The sequence below is a fragment of the Neolewinella aquimaris genome (genome assembly GCF_014197245.1).
Lineage (GTDB): Bacteria > Bacteroidota > Bacteroidia > Chitinophagales > Saprospiraceae > Neolewinella > Neolewinella aquimaris.
The window spans coordinates 36,936-52,193 of sequence record NZ_JACIFF010000005.1 but is presented as its reverse complement, the minus strand read 5'-3'; the positions used below and the strand labels follow the sequence as shown (position 1 = coordinate 52,193).

Here is a 15,258-nt window from a genome sequence, read left to right as displayed (position 1 = left end):
CCGTTCCATCATCAGCCATGCTCGGACAGTCCCTCAAGCAATCACAGCTCCAGAAGCTCAGCCCCCGTCAGATCCAACTGATGCAGCTTATGCAGTTACCGCTGTACGAGCTCGAGCAGCGGGTCAAGGAAGAGCTCGAGCGCAACCCCACCCTCGAAGAAGCCAGTCACGAGCCCGCCGACGGACCGGCCGACCGCGACGAGCAGGAGACGGAACGCGGCGACGGAGACCCCTTCGAAATGGAGGAGCTGTTTCAGCAGTACATCGACGACGATCCCACCAACTACCAGCAGTCCGGCAACAACGACGAAACCTACGACGCCCCCGGCAGCTATACGGCCGATGAGTTCACCTTCTTCGAGTACCTGGAGGGACAACTCGCCAACCTGGAGTTCGATACGCCCCTCGACCGCACCATCGGACTGCAGATCATCGGTAACCTCGACGACGACGGCTACCTCCAGCGCATGCCCAGCGCCATCGCCGACGACTTGCTGATCAACTACGACATCGACGTCGACTCCCGCCGCATCAAGGACGTGCTAAAGATCGTCCAGTCTCTGGAACCCCCCGGCCTGGCCGCCCGCAACCTCCGCGAGTGCCTGTTGCTCCAACTGAACTACAAGGTCGATAACGGTGAAGACCTCGATGACCACACCTTCGCCGACCTGGTCCTGGCCCAGACGGTCATCCGCGATCACTTCGAACTCTTCAGCAAGAAGCACTACGATAAGCTGCGCGAAAAGCTGGAGGTCGACGAAGACGAACTGCGGGATGCCCTCGGCGAAATCCTAAAGTTAAATCCCAAACCCGCCTCGGGACTCGGTGGGCGCGCGGGGGGACGGGCGGCCCGGGTGGTGATCCCCGATTTTCTGGTCACGGTGGTCGACGACGAGCTCAGATTGAGCCTCACCGCCCGCAATGCTCCCGATCTTAAAATCAACGACTACTACCAAAAGCAGCTGGCCGAGTACCGCCGCAAACAGAAGGAATCGGGCAAACTCACCATCGCCCAGAAGCAGGCGGCCGGCTTCATTCGCCAGAATATCGATTCGGCCAGCTGGTTCATTGAGGCCATCCAGCAGCGACAGCAGACGCTCTATAGCGTAATGCACACCATCGTGCGCTACCAGGAGAAATTCTTCCGCACCGGCGATCTGAAGACCCTGCGCCCGATGATCCTCAAGGACATCGCTGGCCCCACGGAACTTGATATCAGCACCGTGAGCCGGGTGGTAAACTCAAAGTTTGTACAGACCGACTTTGGCACCTTCTCCCTACGTGAATTCTTTAGCGAGGGGATGACCAACGAAGACGGCGAAGAGGTCAGCACCACCCAGGTGAAAAAAGTCCTGGCCGAGATCATATCCGCCGAAGACAAGCGCAAACCCCTCAACGACAGCAAGCTGCAGCGTGCCCTCAAGGATGCCGGCTACGACATTGCCCGCCGCACCGTTGCCAAGTACCGCGAGCAACTCGGTCTTCCGGTTGCCCGTTTGCGCAAGGAATTGTAGCAAACATCTAAGGGAAATGTGCGTACTATTGCCTACGTTTTCAAAGCAACTGTGTATGTCAAACCCCACTGAGTCTGTCGTTAACAACCAGGAGAAGAGCCGTTTCGAAGTCGTCAACGGTTCCCAGGTATCGAAGCTGCTGTATCAGATGAACGGTAGCGACAAGATCGACCTCGTCCATTCCGAAGTACCCGAAGACCTTGCCGGTCAGGGCATCGGCAGCGCCATGGTCACCACTGCCCTGCAGTACGCCCGCGACAACAACCTTATGGCCATCCCCTCCTGCCCGTTCGTCGCTTCCTACGTGCAACGCCACCCCGAGTGGAACGACGTCGTAGCCGAACTCTAGGTGTCGGGGCTGCTCCTGCTGGCCGCGGCCGTTCAACTTCTTGCCTGGCGCTTTATCCTGTCCCGGGCCTTCCCCTCCCCCGATCCGTCACCGGTTGCCGGCCACACGGCCCCCGTTTCCGTAATCGTCTGCTTCCGCAACGAAACCGCCGGCCTGGAAGCCTGTCTGCGTAGTATTTTAGCCCAGCATCACCCCCATTTTGAGGTAATCGCCGTAGACGACAACTCGACCGACGCCTCCCCCGGCATCGTGCGGCGGCTCCAACAAACGTTCACCCACCTCCGACTCGTCACCCCCGGCCCCACCCGACCCGGAAAAAAGGACGCCCTCACGGCCGGTATTGGAGCGGCTGCCCACGACATTCTGCTCCTGACCGACGCCGACTGCATTCCCGCCACCCCCGAGTGGCTGACCCGCATGACCGCCCCCCTCACTGTGGGCGCCGAACTGGTGTTGGGCTGTTCACCTTACCAATCCGGAAACGGTCTGCTCAACCGTTGGCAACGCTTCGAAGCGACCTACGTAGCCCTCCAGTACCAGGGATTTGCCCGCACCGGCCACCCGTACATGAGCGTGGGGCGCAATCTCGCCTACCGAAAGAGCTTCTTCCGACGAGCGGAAGGATTCACTGCCCATGCCCATGTACCCGGGGGCGACGATGACCTCCTCATAAACCGCCACGCACAACCGGCAACCACCGTAAGCGTGACCCATCCCGCTTCCTGGACCTACTCCCGAACCTCCTATACCTGGCAGGCGTACCTGCGGCAAAAGCTGCGGCACCAGTCCGTTGGCCCCCTGTACCGCCCATTGCACCGTGTCCTGTTGGCGGCACTGGCGCTCAGTCACGGCCTGTTTTACCTGGTCGGTCTGTACCTGCTCTTCACCCTGGCCTGTGGTTGGGCGCTGCTTCTTTACGCGTTACGGGCGGCCATCGTTTTAGGGGTTTACCGCCGCCACCCCGTGCGTAAATTTTTGGGCGGGGACGCAGGTGCAGGGTTCGTTCTGTTGGGCGATGCCCTCCTTGCTCCGTATTACCTCTTCCTTGCCGTAGCAACTGCCCTGCCCCCCGGGCGTTGGTAAAGCAGTAGCAGACAACTATGGAAGAACTCACCTCCCGACAAAAGCAAGCCCGCATCCTGCGACAGACGCGCCGTATCCACCGCTGGACGGGTGTCACCCTATTCATTTTCTTTTTCGTCATCGGAATCACCAGCGTCCTCCTCGGCTGGAAAAAGGACGTGGACTACATCATGCCCCCCACCTCCCGCGGCAGCAGCACGGAACTTACCGAATGGCTCCCCACCGCCGATTTACTCTCAATGGCCCAGGTCGCGCTCACCGATTCCCTCGGTCCTACCTACGACCCCACCATCGACCGCATCGACTACCGCCCCGACAAGGGATCCCTCAAATTTCTCTTCAAGGATCACTACGGTGAAGTCCAACTCGACGGCACCACCGGCCAGGTCCTCAGCATCGGCATCCGCCGGGCCGACTTCATCGAGCAAATCCACGACGGCTCCATCATTAACGACACCGTCAAGCTCATCTATTCCACCATCATGGGCCTCGCCACCATCATTTTCACCCTCTCCGGCTTCTGGCTCTGGTACGGCCCCAAACAAATGCGAAAATCTTAACCCCCTAACCGACTAAAATACTACCGTACTAAAGCACTACCGTACTACCGTACTACCGTACTAAATAACTACCCCCTACCCCCTACCCCCTACCCCCTACTTCCACTTTATCCCACACCCCGCACTCGGATACTGCTTCTCCGGGCTCGGCCTTCCCGCAAGCAGATCGTCCATTGCAGCGCGCAGATCGGCCCCCGTCACCTGCTTCCCGGAGCGGGGACGGGCATCGTCGAGGCGACCACGGTAAAAGAGTTTCCGGTCTCCGTCGAAGAGATAAATGTCGGGCGTACAGGCCGCATCGTAAGCTTTCGCTACTTCCTGGGTCTCATCGTAGAGGTAAGGAAAGGAAAACAGGTTGTCGAGGGCAAAGGCCTCCATATTATCCGGACTGTCGACGGGATAGGCTTCCACATCATTACTGCTGATAGCCACCGTCCCGATGCCCCGATCCTCGTAATCGTTGGCTACATCCACCAGCGCCTCGATCGTGTGAATGACGTAAGGGCAGTGATTACAAATAAACAAAATGAGCGTCCCCTTCGGTCCCTTCACGTCGTCATAATTCAGTTTCGCCCCCGACACCGCATCTTCCAGTTCAAAGGGAGGAGCGAGCGTGCCGATTTCGACCATAGTAGATTCCGTCAGTGCCATATTTATACCGTATTGTAGTTGATTCGTTAGCTTGCTGTCTAGTACCTAATAGAAGACGCAACCCCTCCCCGAGGTTGACTCCCCCTACCGTACTACCGTACTAAAAGACTACCCTACTAAAGAACTACCCTCCTAAAAGACTACCGAACTACCGTACTAAAAAACTACCGTACTAAAGAACTCCCCCCCATGACCTTCCTCTGCATCTCCTGCTACTTCAAAGGCGCCCCCTTCCTCCGCGCGTGCAAAGCCGCCGGCAATACCGTCTACCTCCTTACCGTCAAAAAGTTGGAGCACGACCCCTGGCCCCGCGAAGCCATCGACGAGTTTTTCTTTCTGGAAAGCGACAGCAACGCCCCCGCCGCACTGGCCAATATCGCGAAGGGAGTCGCCTGGATGATGCAAAGTCGCCCGATCGACCGGGTGGTTGCCCTCGACGACTTCGACGTGGAAAAGGCCGCCTACCTACGCGAAGAATTTCGCTTGCCCGGTATGGGACAAACCACCTCCCGCTACTTCCGTGACAAACTCGCTATGCGGATCCGGGCACGCGATCACGGAGTCCCGGTGCCCGCCTTCACCAGCCTGTTCAACGATGTGGCCCTTACTGAATTCGCCAATCGGGTCGAGTATCCCTGCCTCATTAAGCCACGGGGAGAGGCCAGCGCTACCGGCATCACGAAAGTGCATTCTGCTCAGGAACTGTGGGAGAAAGTGCACCAACTCGGAGAACGCCGCCAAGAGTACCTCATCGAGCAGTTCAAGCCGGGCGACGTCTACCACGTTGATGCCATCTCGGTCGATGGCGAGGTCGCTTTTTGCCAGGTCTCTCGCTACCTGAGTACGCCCTTCGAAGTGGCACACGGCGGCGGCATCTTCCGCTCGGTGAGCATACCCTACCACGATGAAGAGGCCGTAGTCCTGCGCCGGCTCACGGGAGACGTGATGCACGCATTCGGCATGCAGTTCAGCGCCTCCCACACCGAATTTATCAAGACGCAGGACGGGAATTTCGTCTTCCTGGAAACCGCCAGCCGCGTCGGGGGTGCTCACCTCGCCGAAATGGTGGAGGCCGCCACCGGAGTAGGCCTCTGGACGGAGTGGGCCAAACTCGAAACTGCCATGGCTACCGGACAACCCTACTCCGTGCCGGAACGGCGCTACGATCAGTCCGGCATCGTGGTGAGCCTCTCCCGCTTCGAGCACCCCGACACCTCCTCCTTCACCGATCCGGAAATTGTATGGCGCATGGACAAGAAGCAGCACATCGGGCTTATCGTCGCTTCTGATTCTACCCACCGCATCCGCCAGCTGCTCGATGATTACGCCCACCGGATCGCTCATGAGTTCCACGCCGCCGCTCCGGCCCCGAATAAGTCGACCCACTAACCGCTGACATTGCACTCCCGATAGCTATCGGGACCCCCGCCCCACTGATTGCGTACCTTTGCGCTACAAACCAAAACAAACCACAACAATGCAACTAAGAATTCTTACCCTTTGTCTCCTGCTGTGCGGCACCGGCCTCCAGGCTCAGATCCAGTCGCCCCCCGCCTCGCCCGCCGTGAAGATGGAAACCACCGTTGGACTGACCGACGTGAAGATCGAGTACAGCCGCCCCGGCATGAAGGAGCGCACCATTTTTGCCGCCGACGGTCTCGTCCCCTACGGAGAGATCTGGCGTACGGGTGCCAACCAAGCGACGAAGATCACCTTCGGCGATGCCGTTACGGTGGCCGGAAAGGAAGTGCCCGCCGGCAGCTACGCCATCCTGAGCAAGCCCGCCATGGACAGCTGGGAGGTAATGTTCTTCCCCTACGAAACGGGCGACTGGACCAGCTACGTAGAAAAGACACCCGCCGTGACCGTCACCGGTAAGCCGACCAAGCTCAGCGAAGCCGTCGAAACCTTCACCATCAACCTCGGCAACTATACCCTCGACGGGGCCGACCTCGTGATGATGTGGGACAAGACGCACGTAGCCCTGCCCATCACCACGAACGTAAAGGAAAGCGTGATGGCCACCATCGACCGCGTCATGGCCGGACCGAGCGTAAACGACTACTTCCAGGCCGCCAGCTTCCTAAACGATTCCGGTGCCGACAACGAGAAGGCCCTGGAGTACATCCGCAAGGCCAACGAAATGTCGGGAGAGAACGCCCGCTTCTGGATGGTACGCCGTGAGGCTATCATCCTCAGCGACCTCGGCATGAAGCAGGAGGCCATCGAAGCCGCCAAGCGATCCAAAATGCTCGCCGAGGAGGCCGGCAACATGGATTACGTGCGCATGAACGAACAGTCGATCGAAGAATGGTCGAAGTAAACCGACCGCTGCTTTAAAGCAAGAAGGCCCGGAAGAATCGAATCTTCCGGGCCTTTCTCATTCTACGCTTGACCTATCGCCGGGTCAGGGAACTCGTGATCAGGCTGGTGGCCGCGATCACGGTACCGAAGACGAGGGCGGAGGTCAGGGCACGCACCGTCGATCCCTTCATGACGATGCCGCTGTTCTTGGCCTTATCGTCGAAGTCGCCGTGGCTGCCGTGGTCGCCGGGTACGGACTCGAAGAGGTAATCCTGGTGATGGGTCGCGTCTTTATCCGTCTTCTGTCCGCTCACTGCTGACTTACCGAGGAAAAGATCCATCAGCCCGGGGAAGAGCTTGCTGCTCAGAATGGTCTGAACGGCGGGAAGCCCTACGTAATACTCCCTGTCGTTGGTACCGGCGGCGGTCACTACCGCGCGGGCGGCGACTTCCGGCTGGTAAATAGTGCCCATCGGGCGGGGCTGCTTATCGAGCTTGTTGCGGACCAGGCCGAACTGCGTAGTGTTGACGCCGGGCAGCTGAACCATGGTGGTCATGACGTTGCTGTTCTCGTGGACGAGCTCGGAACGGAGGCTATCGTAGAATCCCTCGATGGCGTGCTTGGCACCGCAGTAGGCGGTCTGCAGGGGAATGCCCCGGTACGCCAGCGCGGAACCGACAAAGACGATACTGCCACGATTACGGGGCTGCATCCGCTTGAGTGCGCACTTTGCTCCGTATACCGATCCGAGATAGGTTACTTCGGTCACCCGCTTAAACTCGTCCATATCCACGTCCTTAAAGAGGCCGAGGACGCTGGTCATGGCGTTGTTGATCCATACGTCGATGGGGCCGAAGGTTTCCTCCACCTTGCCGGCTGCCTCATCGAGGGCCCGAAAATCAGCTACATCTACTGGCAATACGAGCGCCTCACCGCCGAGTGCTTCGATCTCTTTACGGGCGCCTTCCAGTCCTTCCTGGTTGCGGGCGATTAGTCCGATACGGGCGTGCTCCTTAGCAAATTCACGGGCGATGGCGCGACCGATACCCGCGGAGGCACCGGTAATTACGACGGTTCGCGGTCGGTCAAATTGATTGTTACTCATGTTTGTTAGGTTTGTTTATTGCAGAACTTCTGCACCCTTTTACAACCGGAACCGTAGGGGATGATGTTCGGATATCCATGTCCGCTACCGCCGAAATGCCCTACTTCATCAAGCCATCCGTTAACCTCGGTCGGCAAGATAAGGAAGTTGCCTACTCACAGGCCTACGCCGCCATCCTGGCCACCATCGGCGAGGAGCGCAACGAGGTGATGAAAATGGCTACCATCAATAGCTTACTTAAAACTTACCTGCCCTACTACTACTGGGTCGGCTTCTACCTGGTACACGAAAATCGTAGGCTGATCGTCGGTCCCTACCAGGGTACGCTGGGCTGTCTCTACATCGACTTCGGTCGCGGAGTCTGCGGTACCGTCGCCGAAAGCGGCCAAACCAAAATCGTGGCCGATACCCACGTCCTGGAAGAGGGCAAGGAACACATCGCCTGCGACCCCAACAGCCGCTCCGAGATCGTGCTGCCGGTACACCGCGCGGACGGCACCCTCATGGGCGTATTCGACGTAGACAGCAGCGAGGAAGCCTCCTTCGACGAAGTCGACCAGCACTGGCTGGAGCGGATCCTCAGCAGTACCTTTGGACAGTGAGATTCCGGACTCCGCCAACGAGCTGCCGCGCAAATTTTAAATTGCCAATTTTAAATTTCAAATCCCCCCCTTCCTGAGCTACCAAATCCGACTCCCCCAGTTCGAAGGCCCCTTCGATCTTCTGCTCTTCTTTATCGAGCGGGACGAGCTGGATATTTACGACATCCCGATCGCGACGGTCACCGATGATTTTCTGGAATACATGCGGGCGGCGGATCGCATGGACATCGACCTGGCCAGCGAGTTCGTCCTCGTAGCGGCAACCCTGTGCCGGATCAAAGCCAAGATGCTGATCCCCCGCAAACCCGTCGATGAGGAAGGCAACGAGATCGACCCGCGGGAGGAACTGGTGGCCCGACTGCTGGAATACAAGCGCTACAAAAGCGTACTGAAGGAACTGCGCACCCTGGAAACCGAGCGCGGAATGCGCAACTATCGCGGCAACATTACCGATGAGCTCGATCAGTTGGCAACTAAGGCCCTGGTCGATGTAGAACTGGAGAGTGTTACCCTATTCAAATTATTGAGAGCGTACGAGCGCATGCTTGGTCGCCTCGAGGATGCCAACCGGAAGCCGGTCGTACATGAGATCGCCCAGTTCACCCACACCATTGAAGAGCAACAGATCCGGATCATGGAGTTGGTGGAGGCCATCCGCTTCGGCCAACCGCGCCCGGGCTTCGTGGATATCTTCGGAGTATGCCATACCCGCATCCACGCCATCGTAACCTTCCTCGGCCTGCTCGAACTGCTCAACATGCGCCAGGTGCGCCTGATTCCCGGCGACGTGGTCAACGAATTCTGGCTGGAAGCCGGCGACGGGGGAGAAGAGGAATAGGTGGGGTACTAGTTTAGGATGGCCGGTACGATGTGGAGGAAGCGGGGCACTTCCACTTCGAAGTAGTTCTCTACCCCGTCATCATCCCGGCGGTACATTACGTAGCTGCCCTCCATTGCTCCGAACGGGGTGGCGAACTGTATCCAGCTGTTGTACTCGTAACTGTCGCCAGGTAAAATGACGGGCTGCTTGCCCACTACGCCCTCGCCTTCCACGTGGCGGCGTTCGCCCGTAGATTCAATCACTTCCCAGGTCCGACTCAGCAACTGCACCGGCAGTCTCCCCTGATTTTCGATTCTGATCCGGTAGGCGTGCACGTACTGCAACGCCTCGGGCTGAGAATACTGCTCCTGATAGAAGCTTTCGGCGCTTACTTTAACGCGCTGGGTGGTCTGGTTAGTCATAACGTAGGAATTTAGAAAGGCAGGTCGTCGTCCGCCTCTACCATGGGTTCATCGCTTGCGGAAGGGAAGCCGCCGGGGGTGTCGTTGTTGCTGGCCGGGGCGGCGGGGGTGTTTCCTGCGGTCATGGCCTCTACGCGCCAGGCGTTGAGGTTGGTGAAGTACTTATCCTGCCACTGGCGGCCACGCAGATCGAAGTGTACCTTGATCTCGTCGCCCTCGTTCATGTCGTCGATGATGGAGGTGCGGTCCTGGGTGGTCTGAAACTTGACGAAATTGTCGTACTGTCCGCCGTCGTTGGCCTTAATGACGAAGTCGCGTACGCGGAAGCTTTCTCCCTTGGTTTCGACTTCGTACTTCTTAACGAGCGTTCCGGTAATTTCGAATGACATAAGTTAGGTTTTTATCTTTTTTATCAAGCAAGTAAGTGAGTGTCCCGGTTCGGGTTCACTGGTTAATTTAGTAAAATGCGGGGATGTTACTGCGTCCGCTCACACCCACCGGCACATTCGCCGAACAAGTTGAGGCTGTGGCCGGTGACCTTAAAATTAAGGATATCCCCCATCATATTTTTAATCTGCTGTACGCGGGGGTCGCAAAACTCGAGCACTTTGCCGCAGGTGTTGCAGATCAAGTGGTCGTGCTGCTTGTAGCCGTAGCTCTTTTCGTACTGGGCCAGGTTCTTACCGAACTGATGCTTCTTGACCAAGTCGCAGCTCACCAGTAGCTCCAGCGTATTGTAGACCGTAGCCCGGCTGACCCGGTAGTTGTTGGTCTTCATGTGGATGTAGAGCGACTCGGCGTCGAAGTGGTCGTCGCGGCCGTAGATCTCTTCCAGGATGGCAAACCGCTCCGGCGTCCGGCGGGCTTTACGCTCGCGGAGGTGTTCGGAGAAAATGTCCTTGACCTGCTGAAAATCGGTAGTCGGGTTAGTCTGCATGCGTGGAAGAAACGGAAATTATTCTACCCGGGAAACGGTTGAAACGTTATCTAAGTTTTGTAAAGCTCTGGTAGCCAACCGGAGTTGGTCGGTATTGCGCACCAGCAGACTAATCTGCGCGGTAAACGTACCACTCTGGGCCGCGATCTGGAAGCTGCGTATATCCAGGTCCATCTGCGTGATCTCGTGACTGATGGTTTCGATCACCCCCTTGCCGCTATCGAGCCCCGTAAGCTTCAGTTCTGCCACGAAACTGTGCTGACTGGTACTCACCCATTCGGCCTTCATGATGCGGTAATCGTAGTTGGCCATGAGGTTTTCGGCGTTCGGACAAATGACGCGGTGGATCTTCAGTCCGGCATTGGAAGTCAGGTAGGCAAAAACCTGGTCGCCCTGCACGGGGTTGCAGCAACTGGCCATGGTATACTCCAACTGGTCGCCGGGCTCCCCATTGATGAGCAGCTTGGTCGTGCCCTTGATCTTGGTGGCTCCGCTGCGCCGGGTCCGGCTGTCGGGGTCCTTTTCCTGTACGGGCGGGGACGCAGGAGCAACGGGTACCAACTTGCCGTGATCTACGGTAAACGGCTTAAGCACCTGCGCGATACTGATTTCCTCCCGACCGATGTCGTAGAACAGATCGACGTGGCTACCGTCCGTATGGTGGCGGGCCAGCGTTTCGATGGCCGCCTTTTCGTCCTCTACGTGCAGTTTTTTGAGCTTGCGGAGCAGCGCCTCGCGGGCCAGCTCCCCCTGCTTGCGCTTCTCTTCCTTCAGCGACTGACGGATCTTTGCCTTCGCCTTGCCCGTCTTCACCATGTCGAGCCAGTTGGGATTGGGCTTCTGGTTGGGACTGGTATTTACCTGCAGGCGATCGCCGTTCCTCAGTTCGTACGACATGGGTACGATGCGCTCGTCGCAGAGGATGCTCTGGCAGTGGTAGCCCACCATACTGTGTACGCTAAAGGCAAAATCGAGGGCGGTGGAGCCCTTCGGCAGGGCCTTCATGTCGCCGTCGGGGGTGTAGACGTAGACCTCCTCGTTGAAGAAACTGTTCGCCCTAAAATCTCCGAGAAACTGAACGGTGTCGCTGTTCGGATTTTCCAGGATGTCGCGCACGCTCTCGAACCACTGCTCGTACACATCGCGCTGGTTGTTGATGCCCTTGTACTTCCAGTGAGCGGCAAAGCCCCGCTCGGCGATCTCGTTCATCCGTTCGCTGCGGATCTGTACTTCCACAAACCGCGCGTCGGGCCCGACCACCGTGGTGTGCAGGCTTTCGTATCCGTTTGATTTCGGGATGGTGATCCAGTCTTTGAGCCGGCTCGGTACGGCCTGGTACTCGTCCGTGATGGTGCTGTAAGTGGCCCAGGCGGCCAGCTTTTCCTTGTCGCGGGGAACGTCCAGTATGATGCGGACGGCAAAGAGGTCGTAGATCTGCTCAAAGGGAACCTGCTTCTTCTTGATCTTATTGGAGATGCTGTAGATCGACTTCGGCCGGCCGAAAATGCGGTACGGATAGCCCAGGGTGTCCAGTTTCTCCCGTAGCGGTCTGATGAAGCTTTCGATGTACTTCTCGCGGGCGGCTTTCGTCTCCTGTAGCTTGCGGGCCACGGCGTCGTATTCGTCGCGCTCCAGCACCTTCATGCACAGGTCGAGGAATTCCGAACGGAAGTTGTAGAGGCCGAGGCGGTGGGCCAGCGGGGCGTAGATGTAGCTGGTCTCGGCGGCGATCTTCAGCTGCTTGTGCTCCGGCATACTCCGGATGGTCCGCATGTTGTGCAGACGGTCGGCCATCTTGATGAGTACGATGCGCACGTCCACGATGAGGGTGCTGAGCACCTTCTTAAAGTTTTCGGCCTGCTGGCTTTCCGACTGGTAGGCGCTGTCGAGTTTGGTGAGTCCGTTGACCATCTGGGCGATCCGGTCCCCGAATTGCTCCTGCAGCTCTTCGATGGTGACCGGCGTGTCCTCCACTACGTCGTGCAGCAGGGCGGCACAGATGGCGGTTGCTCCCAGTCCGATCTCCTCGGCGCAGATGTGGGCCACCGCGATGGGGTGAAAGATGTAGGGTTCCTTCGATTTACGTCGCTGGTGCCGGTGGCTGAAATTGGCCAGTTTGAAGGCGCGGTCCATCTGTTCCCGGTCTTCCTGGGAATAGGGAGTACGCATACTGCCGATCATGGCTTCGTAGGCCTGGCGTATTTCCGTTTCTTCGGCTACCGTTATGTCAAGTACTTCTGCCATACCTACTTAATAACAAATTATTCGCACCAAGTTGCCAACGGAGCGGGTCGTCAACCTGACTTCCCCTCACTTCTCTCCCAGTTTTCGCAGCTTCACCAGGTCGCGGAACGCCTTACGCGCTTCCTGTACCGGTGAGCCAAACCACGACTTCCCCCCCTCCAGATCGCGACCTACACCGCTCTGCGCCATGATGACCGTTCGCTCCCCCATGTGGACGTTCTGGGCAATGCCCGCCTGCCCCTGAAGGATAGACCAATCGTCGATGGTACAGTTGCCCGCCACCCCTACCTGAGCGGCCATCTGCACGTGGGCCCCGATCTTGCAATCGTGACCGATCTGTACATGCGCATCCAGCTTACTCCCCCGGCCGATCACCGTCGTAGACGACACGCCGCGGGCGATGGTGCAGCAGGGTCCGAGAAAAACGTCGTCCTCGAGCAGAACGCTGCCCCCGCTCCGCCACGGAATTAGCCCATCTGCCGTTCGCTTAAAGTAAAACGCCTCTTCACCGATTACGGTACCCGCACTTACCGTAACGCGGTCACCCAGCACGCAGCCGTCGCCGATGACGCAGTTGGGTCCGAGGTGGCAGTTCTTTCCAATGACCGCTCCCTTACCGATGACCACTCCGGGTGCGATGATCGTTCCGGCACCTACCGTATAAGCCTGCTTTTCGTCGTTCCACTGCACCTGCGGCCGCGCCTCCCATACCAAACGGTTGTATACGGCGAAGGGCTCGGGGTGAATGAGGAGGGCCTTACCTGCCGGACAGTCGGTTTCCCGGTCGATGAGCACGACGGACGCCGCCGACGCCAGGGTGGGCGCGTAGTAGCGGGGGTGATCGACGAAGCAGAGATCGCCCGGTCCCACATGGTGAATTTCGTTGAGGCCGGTGATGCGGATGTCGCCATCGCCGAGGAGTCGTGCGCCCGTGCGCTGGGCCAGTTCCGCCGCCGTAGTTGCCGTAGCCAGTCGCATGCAAATAATTTTTAGGAGGTCGTGCCTCAATTTACCACACCTTCGAGTCGGTGCTTATAGTAGCTCACGCCGGCACCGTACACCCAACCCAGCTTGCCGTCCTGCAGCCGAACTTTGACCCACGGCTCGGTCGGCGTAACCTCGCCAAGGTCGATGGTATGGAGCGAATCCGTCACCTCATTCATAAAGGTCACCGGCTCATAAAGCTTCAGCCGCGCCACGATCGACGCTCCCAGATGGGGCTGCACCCGCACGTTCAGGCCGTCGATGGTGCTGTACAGCGTTGTTTCCTTCTTCACCACCACCTGCGCCGGCCTGCCGGGCACGTAAAAGGTGCTGTCCCCGGGCAGGGGTTGGGTACGTGCGCGCAACAGGGCCGCCTCCCGTGCCAGCACTTCCTGCTCGGCCTCCGAAAGCAAACTCGCTTCGGGAGTAGCCAGCAAGGCCTGTTCCTGTAGCTTCCGAATGCTGTCGCGCAGTAGGCTGTCGCGCCGTTCCAGGTAGTCTTCCCGGGTATTGCGCTCCTCGATCATCGCGTAATCGTTGTCGTTGTCGCTGCACCGCCGCATCGCCCAAATCATAAAGAACAGGGTAACGAGCGAAACGATAATAAAGGGAACGAGCTGGGGAGTGCCGCGTTTTTGCGTAGCCATGGCACGAAGGTAGGAGGAATTATAATTTACAATTTACCATTTACGGATGTACCATTTATAATTGGGCTGCCGCACGGCAAAACAAGCCGGAACCGGATCGGTGGTGTCGTGTTCTCTTGTTACATAGTCGGCGGACGAGCCCCGATAGCTATCGGGGCGAGCATTCACGCAAATTGAAAATGGTACATGGTAAATTGTAAATGGTAAACCCTCCGAGGTGCGGCAGCTAAATTTACAATTCTACATTTCCCATTTTAAATTCCTCCTGCCTTAGTCGGCGGACGAGCCTCGATAGCTATCGGGGCGAGCTAAGCCGCAAATTGAAAATTGTAAATCTCATCTTGTAAATTGTAAATCTCAGATTCCCGTGCCCCGCCACTACTCCCAACTCTACCGCGAACTGCGCGCCGTCGACCCCGGCGACTACCACCGCATCATCCGGATGTACGAGGAGCGGGAGCAGGCCATCGGCCGCTTGGACGTGCTGGAAAACTTTGAGCTTACCGTCCGCTACGTCGACGCACTTTTCGAAACGGGAGCTTACCGCGAGCACCAGCTGATGGTAGACTTGGTAATCCACGCCAGCATCCGCCACGACATCCGGTACATAGCCGGGAGGGAGGAGGAGATTTTTGAGTACCAGCTCTTCCGCAAGGCGGCCAGTGCGTTTCGGATCAGGGAGTACGCCACTACCGAGCACGTGCTGCGGGAGTTGATCCGTATGCGGCCCGATCATCCGGTGTATGTGCGTTTTTTGCGCACCACCCTGTTTCGGCAGCAGGTGGGCCTCCTCCAGTTCGGCCGCGCGGCCTGCATCTTGTGTATGTTGCTGACTGCCCTGGTGGTAACCCTGAACCTACTGGTCGTGAGTAATTTCTTTCCCCACCTCTCCCCCACGGTGACCTGGCTGAGTATTGACATATTTGGCGCAGGAATGCTTGCTTTGTTTGGTGCATATGGCTACGGCTACTACCTTACACACCGCGAAGCCACTCAATTTCGGGCTGCGCAAGCAAACAAACGGCGCAAATAGTC

Annotated in this window: 17 protein-coding genes; 9 read left to right on the top strand and 8 right to left on the bottom strand. The window is 58.1% G+C overall.

Going from position 1 to position 15,258, the window contains the following annotated elements; translation table 11 throughout:
* Positions 1–17 precede the first annotated feature (17 nt).
* The 4 genes from rpoN to GGR28_RS10445 are packed head-to-tail and all read left to right on the top strand — an operon-like array spanning position 18 to position 3,506.
* Positions 18–1,514 carry an RNA polymerase factor sigma-54 gene (gene rpoN / locus GGR28_RS10460; protein ID WP_183495740.1) on the top strand — a complete coding sequence of 499 codons (1,497 nt, stop codon included), beginning with the start codon at positions 18–20 and terminating at the stop codon, positions 1,512–1,514.
* 55 nt (positions 1,515–1,569) lie between these two features.
* A complete protein-coding gene (locus GGR28_RS10455; protein WP_183495739.1) occupies positions 1,570–1,863 on the top strand; it encodes a GNAT family N-acetyltransferase in 294 nt (97 codons plus the stop codon).
* Complete coding sequence (locus GGR28_RS10450; RefSeq protein ID WP_183495738.1) at positions 1,864–2,946, top strand: glycosyltransferase; 1,083 nt, start codon at positions 1,864–1,866, stop codon at positions 2,944–2,946. It abuts the gene before it with no gap.
* Positions 2,947–2,963: 17 nt separating this feature from the next.
* Positions 2,964–3,506 (top strand): PepSY-associated TM helix domain-containing protein, encoded by a 543-nt coding sequence (locus GGR28_RS10445; RefSeq protein WP_183495737.1) that lies wholly within the window; start codon positions 2,964–2,966, stop codon positions 3,504–3,506.
* 96 nt (positions 3,507–3,602) lie between these two features.
* Here the strand turns inward: GGR28_RS10445 and GGR28_RS10440 are convergent, their stop codons facing one another.
* On the bottom strand, positions 3,603–4,157 hold the full coding sequence (locus GGR28_RS10440; RefSeq protein ID WP_183495736.1) for a thioredoxin family protein: 555 nt from the start codon (positions 4,155–4,157) through the stop codon (positions 3,603–3,605).
* A 189-nt stretch (positions 4,158–4,346) separates the two neighbouring features.
* On the opposite strand from GGR28_RS10440, the gene GGR28_RS10435 reads away from it, so the two are divergent.
* On the top strand, positions 4,347–5,546 hold the full coding sequence (locus GGR28_RS10435; protein WP_183495735.1) for an ATP-grasp domain-containing protein: 1,200 nt from the start codon (positions 4,347–4,349) through the stop codon (positions 5,544–5,546).
* Positions 5,547–5,634: 88 nt separating this feature from the next.
* A complete protein-coding gene (locus GGR28_RS10430) occupies positions 5,635–6,480 on the top strand; it encodes a DUF2911 domain-containing protein (protein ID WP_183495734.1) in 846 nt (281 codons plus the stop codon).
* A gap of 73 nt (positions 6,481–6,553) precedes the next feature.
* Here GGR28_RS10430 and GGR28_RS10425 read toward each other — a convergent pair whose 3' ends face one another.
* Positions 6,554–7,567 (bottom strand): SDR family oxidoreductase, encoded by a 1,014-nt coding sequence (locus GGR28_RS10425; protein ID WP_183495733.1) that lies wholly within the window; start codon positions 7,565–7,567, stop codon positions 6,554–6,556.
* A gap of 77 nt (positions 7,568–7,644) precedes the next feature.
* Between GGR28_RS10425 and GGR28_RS10420 the strand changes: the two genes are divergently transcribed.
* Together GGR28_RS10420 and GGR28_RS10415 are read left to right on the top strand one after the other, a co-directional pair.
* Entirely contained in the window at positions 7,645–8,169 is a 525-nt protein-coding gene (locus tag GGR28_RS10420; RefSeq protein ID WP_183495732.1) for a GAF domain-containing protein, read from the top strand.
* A gap of 40 nt (positions 8,170–8,209) precedes the next feature.
* Entirely contained in the window at positions 8,210–9,007 is a 798-nt protein-coding gene (locus GGR28_RS10415) for a segregation and condensation protein A (protein WP_319936725.1), read from the top strand.
* 8 nt (positions 9,008–9,015) lie between these two features.
* Here GGR28_RS10415 and apaG read toward each other — a convergent pair whose 3' ends face one another.
* The 6 genes from apaG to GGR28_RS10385 all read right to left on the bottom strand — a co-directional run bounded on the left by apaG (position 9,016) and on the right by GGR28_RS10385 (position 14,223).
* A complete protein-coding gene (gene apaG, locus GGR28_RS10410) occupies positions 9,016–9,411 on the bottom strand; it encodes a Co2+/Mg2+ efflux protein ApaG (protein ID WP_183495731.1) in 396 nt (131 codons plus the stop codon).
* 11 nt (positions 9,412–9,422) lie between these two features.
* Positions 9,423–9,800: a DUF3127 domain-containing protein gene (locus GGR28_RS10405; protein ID WP_183495730.1), complete on the bottom strand. Its 378-nt coding sequence runs from the start codon at positions 9,798–9,800 to the stop codon at positions 9,423–9,425.
* An 86-nt stretch (positions 9,801–9,886) separates the two neighbouring features.
* Positions 9,887–10,348, bottom strand: coding sequence for a Fur family transcriptional regulator (locus GGR28_RS10400; RefSeq protein ID WP_183495729.1), 462 nt, complete (start codon positions 10,346–10,348; stop codon positions 9,887–9,889).
* A gap of 18 nt (positions 10,349–10,366) precedes the next feature.
* Positions 10,367–12,592 (bottom strand): RelA/SpoT family protein, encoded by a 2,226-nt coding sequence (locus GGR28_RS10395; RefSeq protein WP_183495728.1) that lies wholly within the window; start codon positions 12,590–12,592, stop codon positions 10,367–10,369.
* 66 nt (positions 12,593–12,658) lie between these two features.
* Positions 12,659–13,570 carry an LpxD N-terminal domain-containing protein gene (locus GGR28_RS10390; protein ID WP_183495727.1) on the bottom strand — a complete coding sequence of 304 codons (912 nt, stop codon included), beginning with the start codon at positions 13,568–13,570 and terminating at the stop codon, positions 12,659–12,661.
* Positions 13,571–13,596: 26 nt separating this feature from the next.
* Positions 13,597–14,223, bottom strand: coding sequence for an SH3 domain-containing protein (locus tag GGR28_RS10385; protein WP_183495726.1), 627 nt, complete (start codon positions 14,221–14,223; stop codon positions 13,597–13,599).
* A gap of 367 nt (positions 14,224–14,590) precedes the next feature.
* On the opposite strand from GGR28_RS10385, the gene GGR28_RS10380 reads away from it, so the two are divergent.
* Positions 14,591–15,256 carry a hypothetical protein gene (locus GGR28_RS10380; protein ID WP_183495725.1) on the top strand — a complete coding sequence of 222 codons (666 nt, stop codon included), beginning with the start codon at positions 14,591–14,593 and terminating at the stop codon, positions 15,254–15,256.
* Positions 15,257–15,258 lie beyond the last annotated feature (2 nt).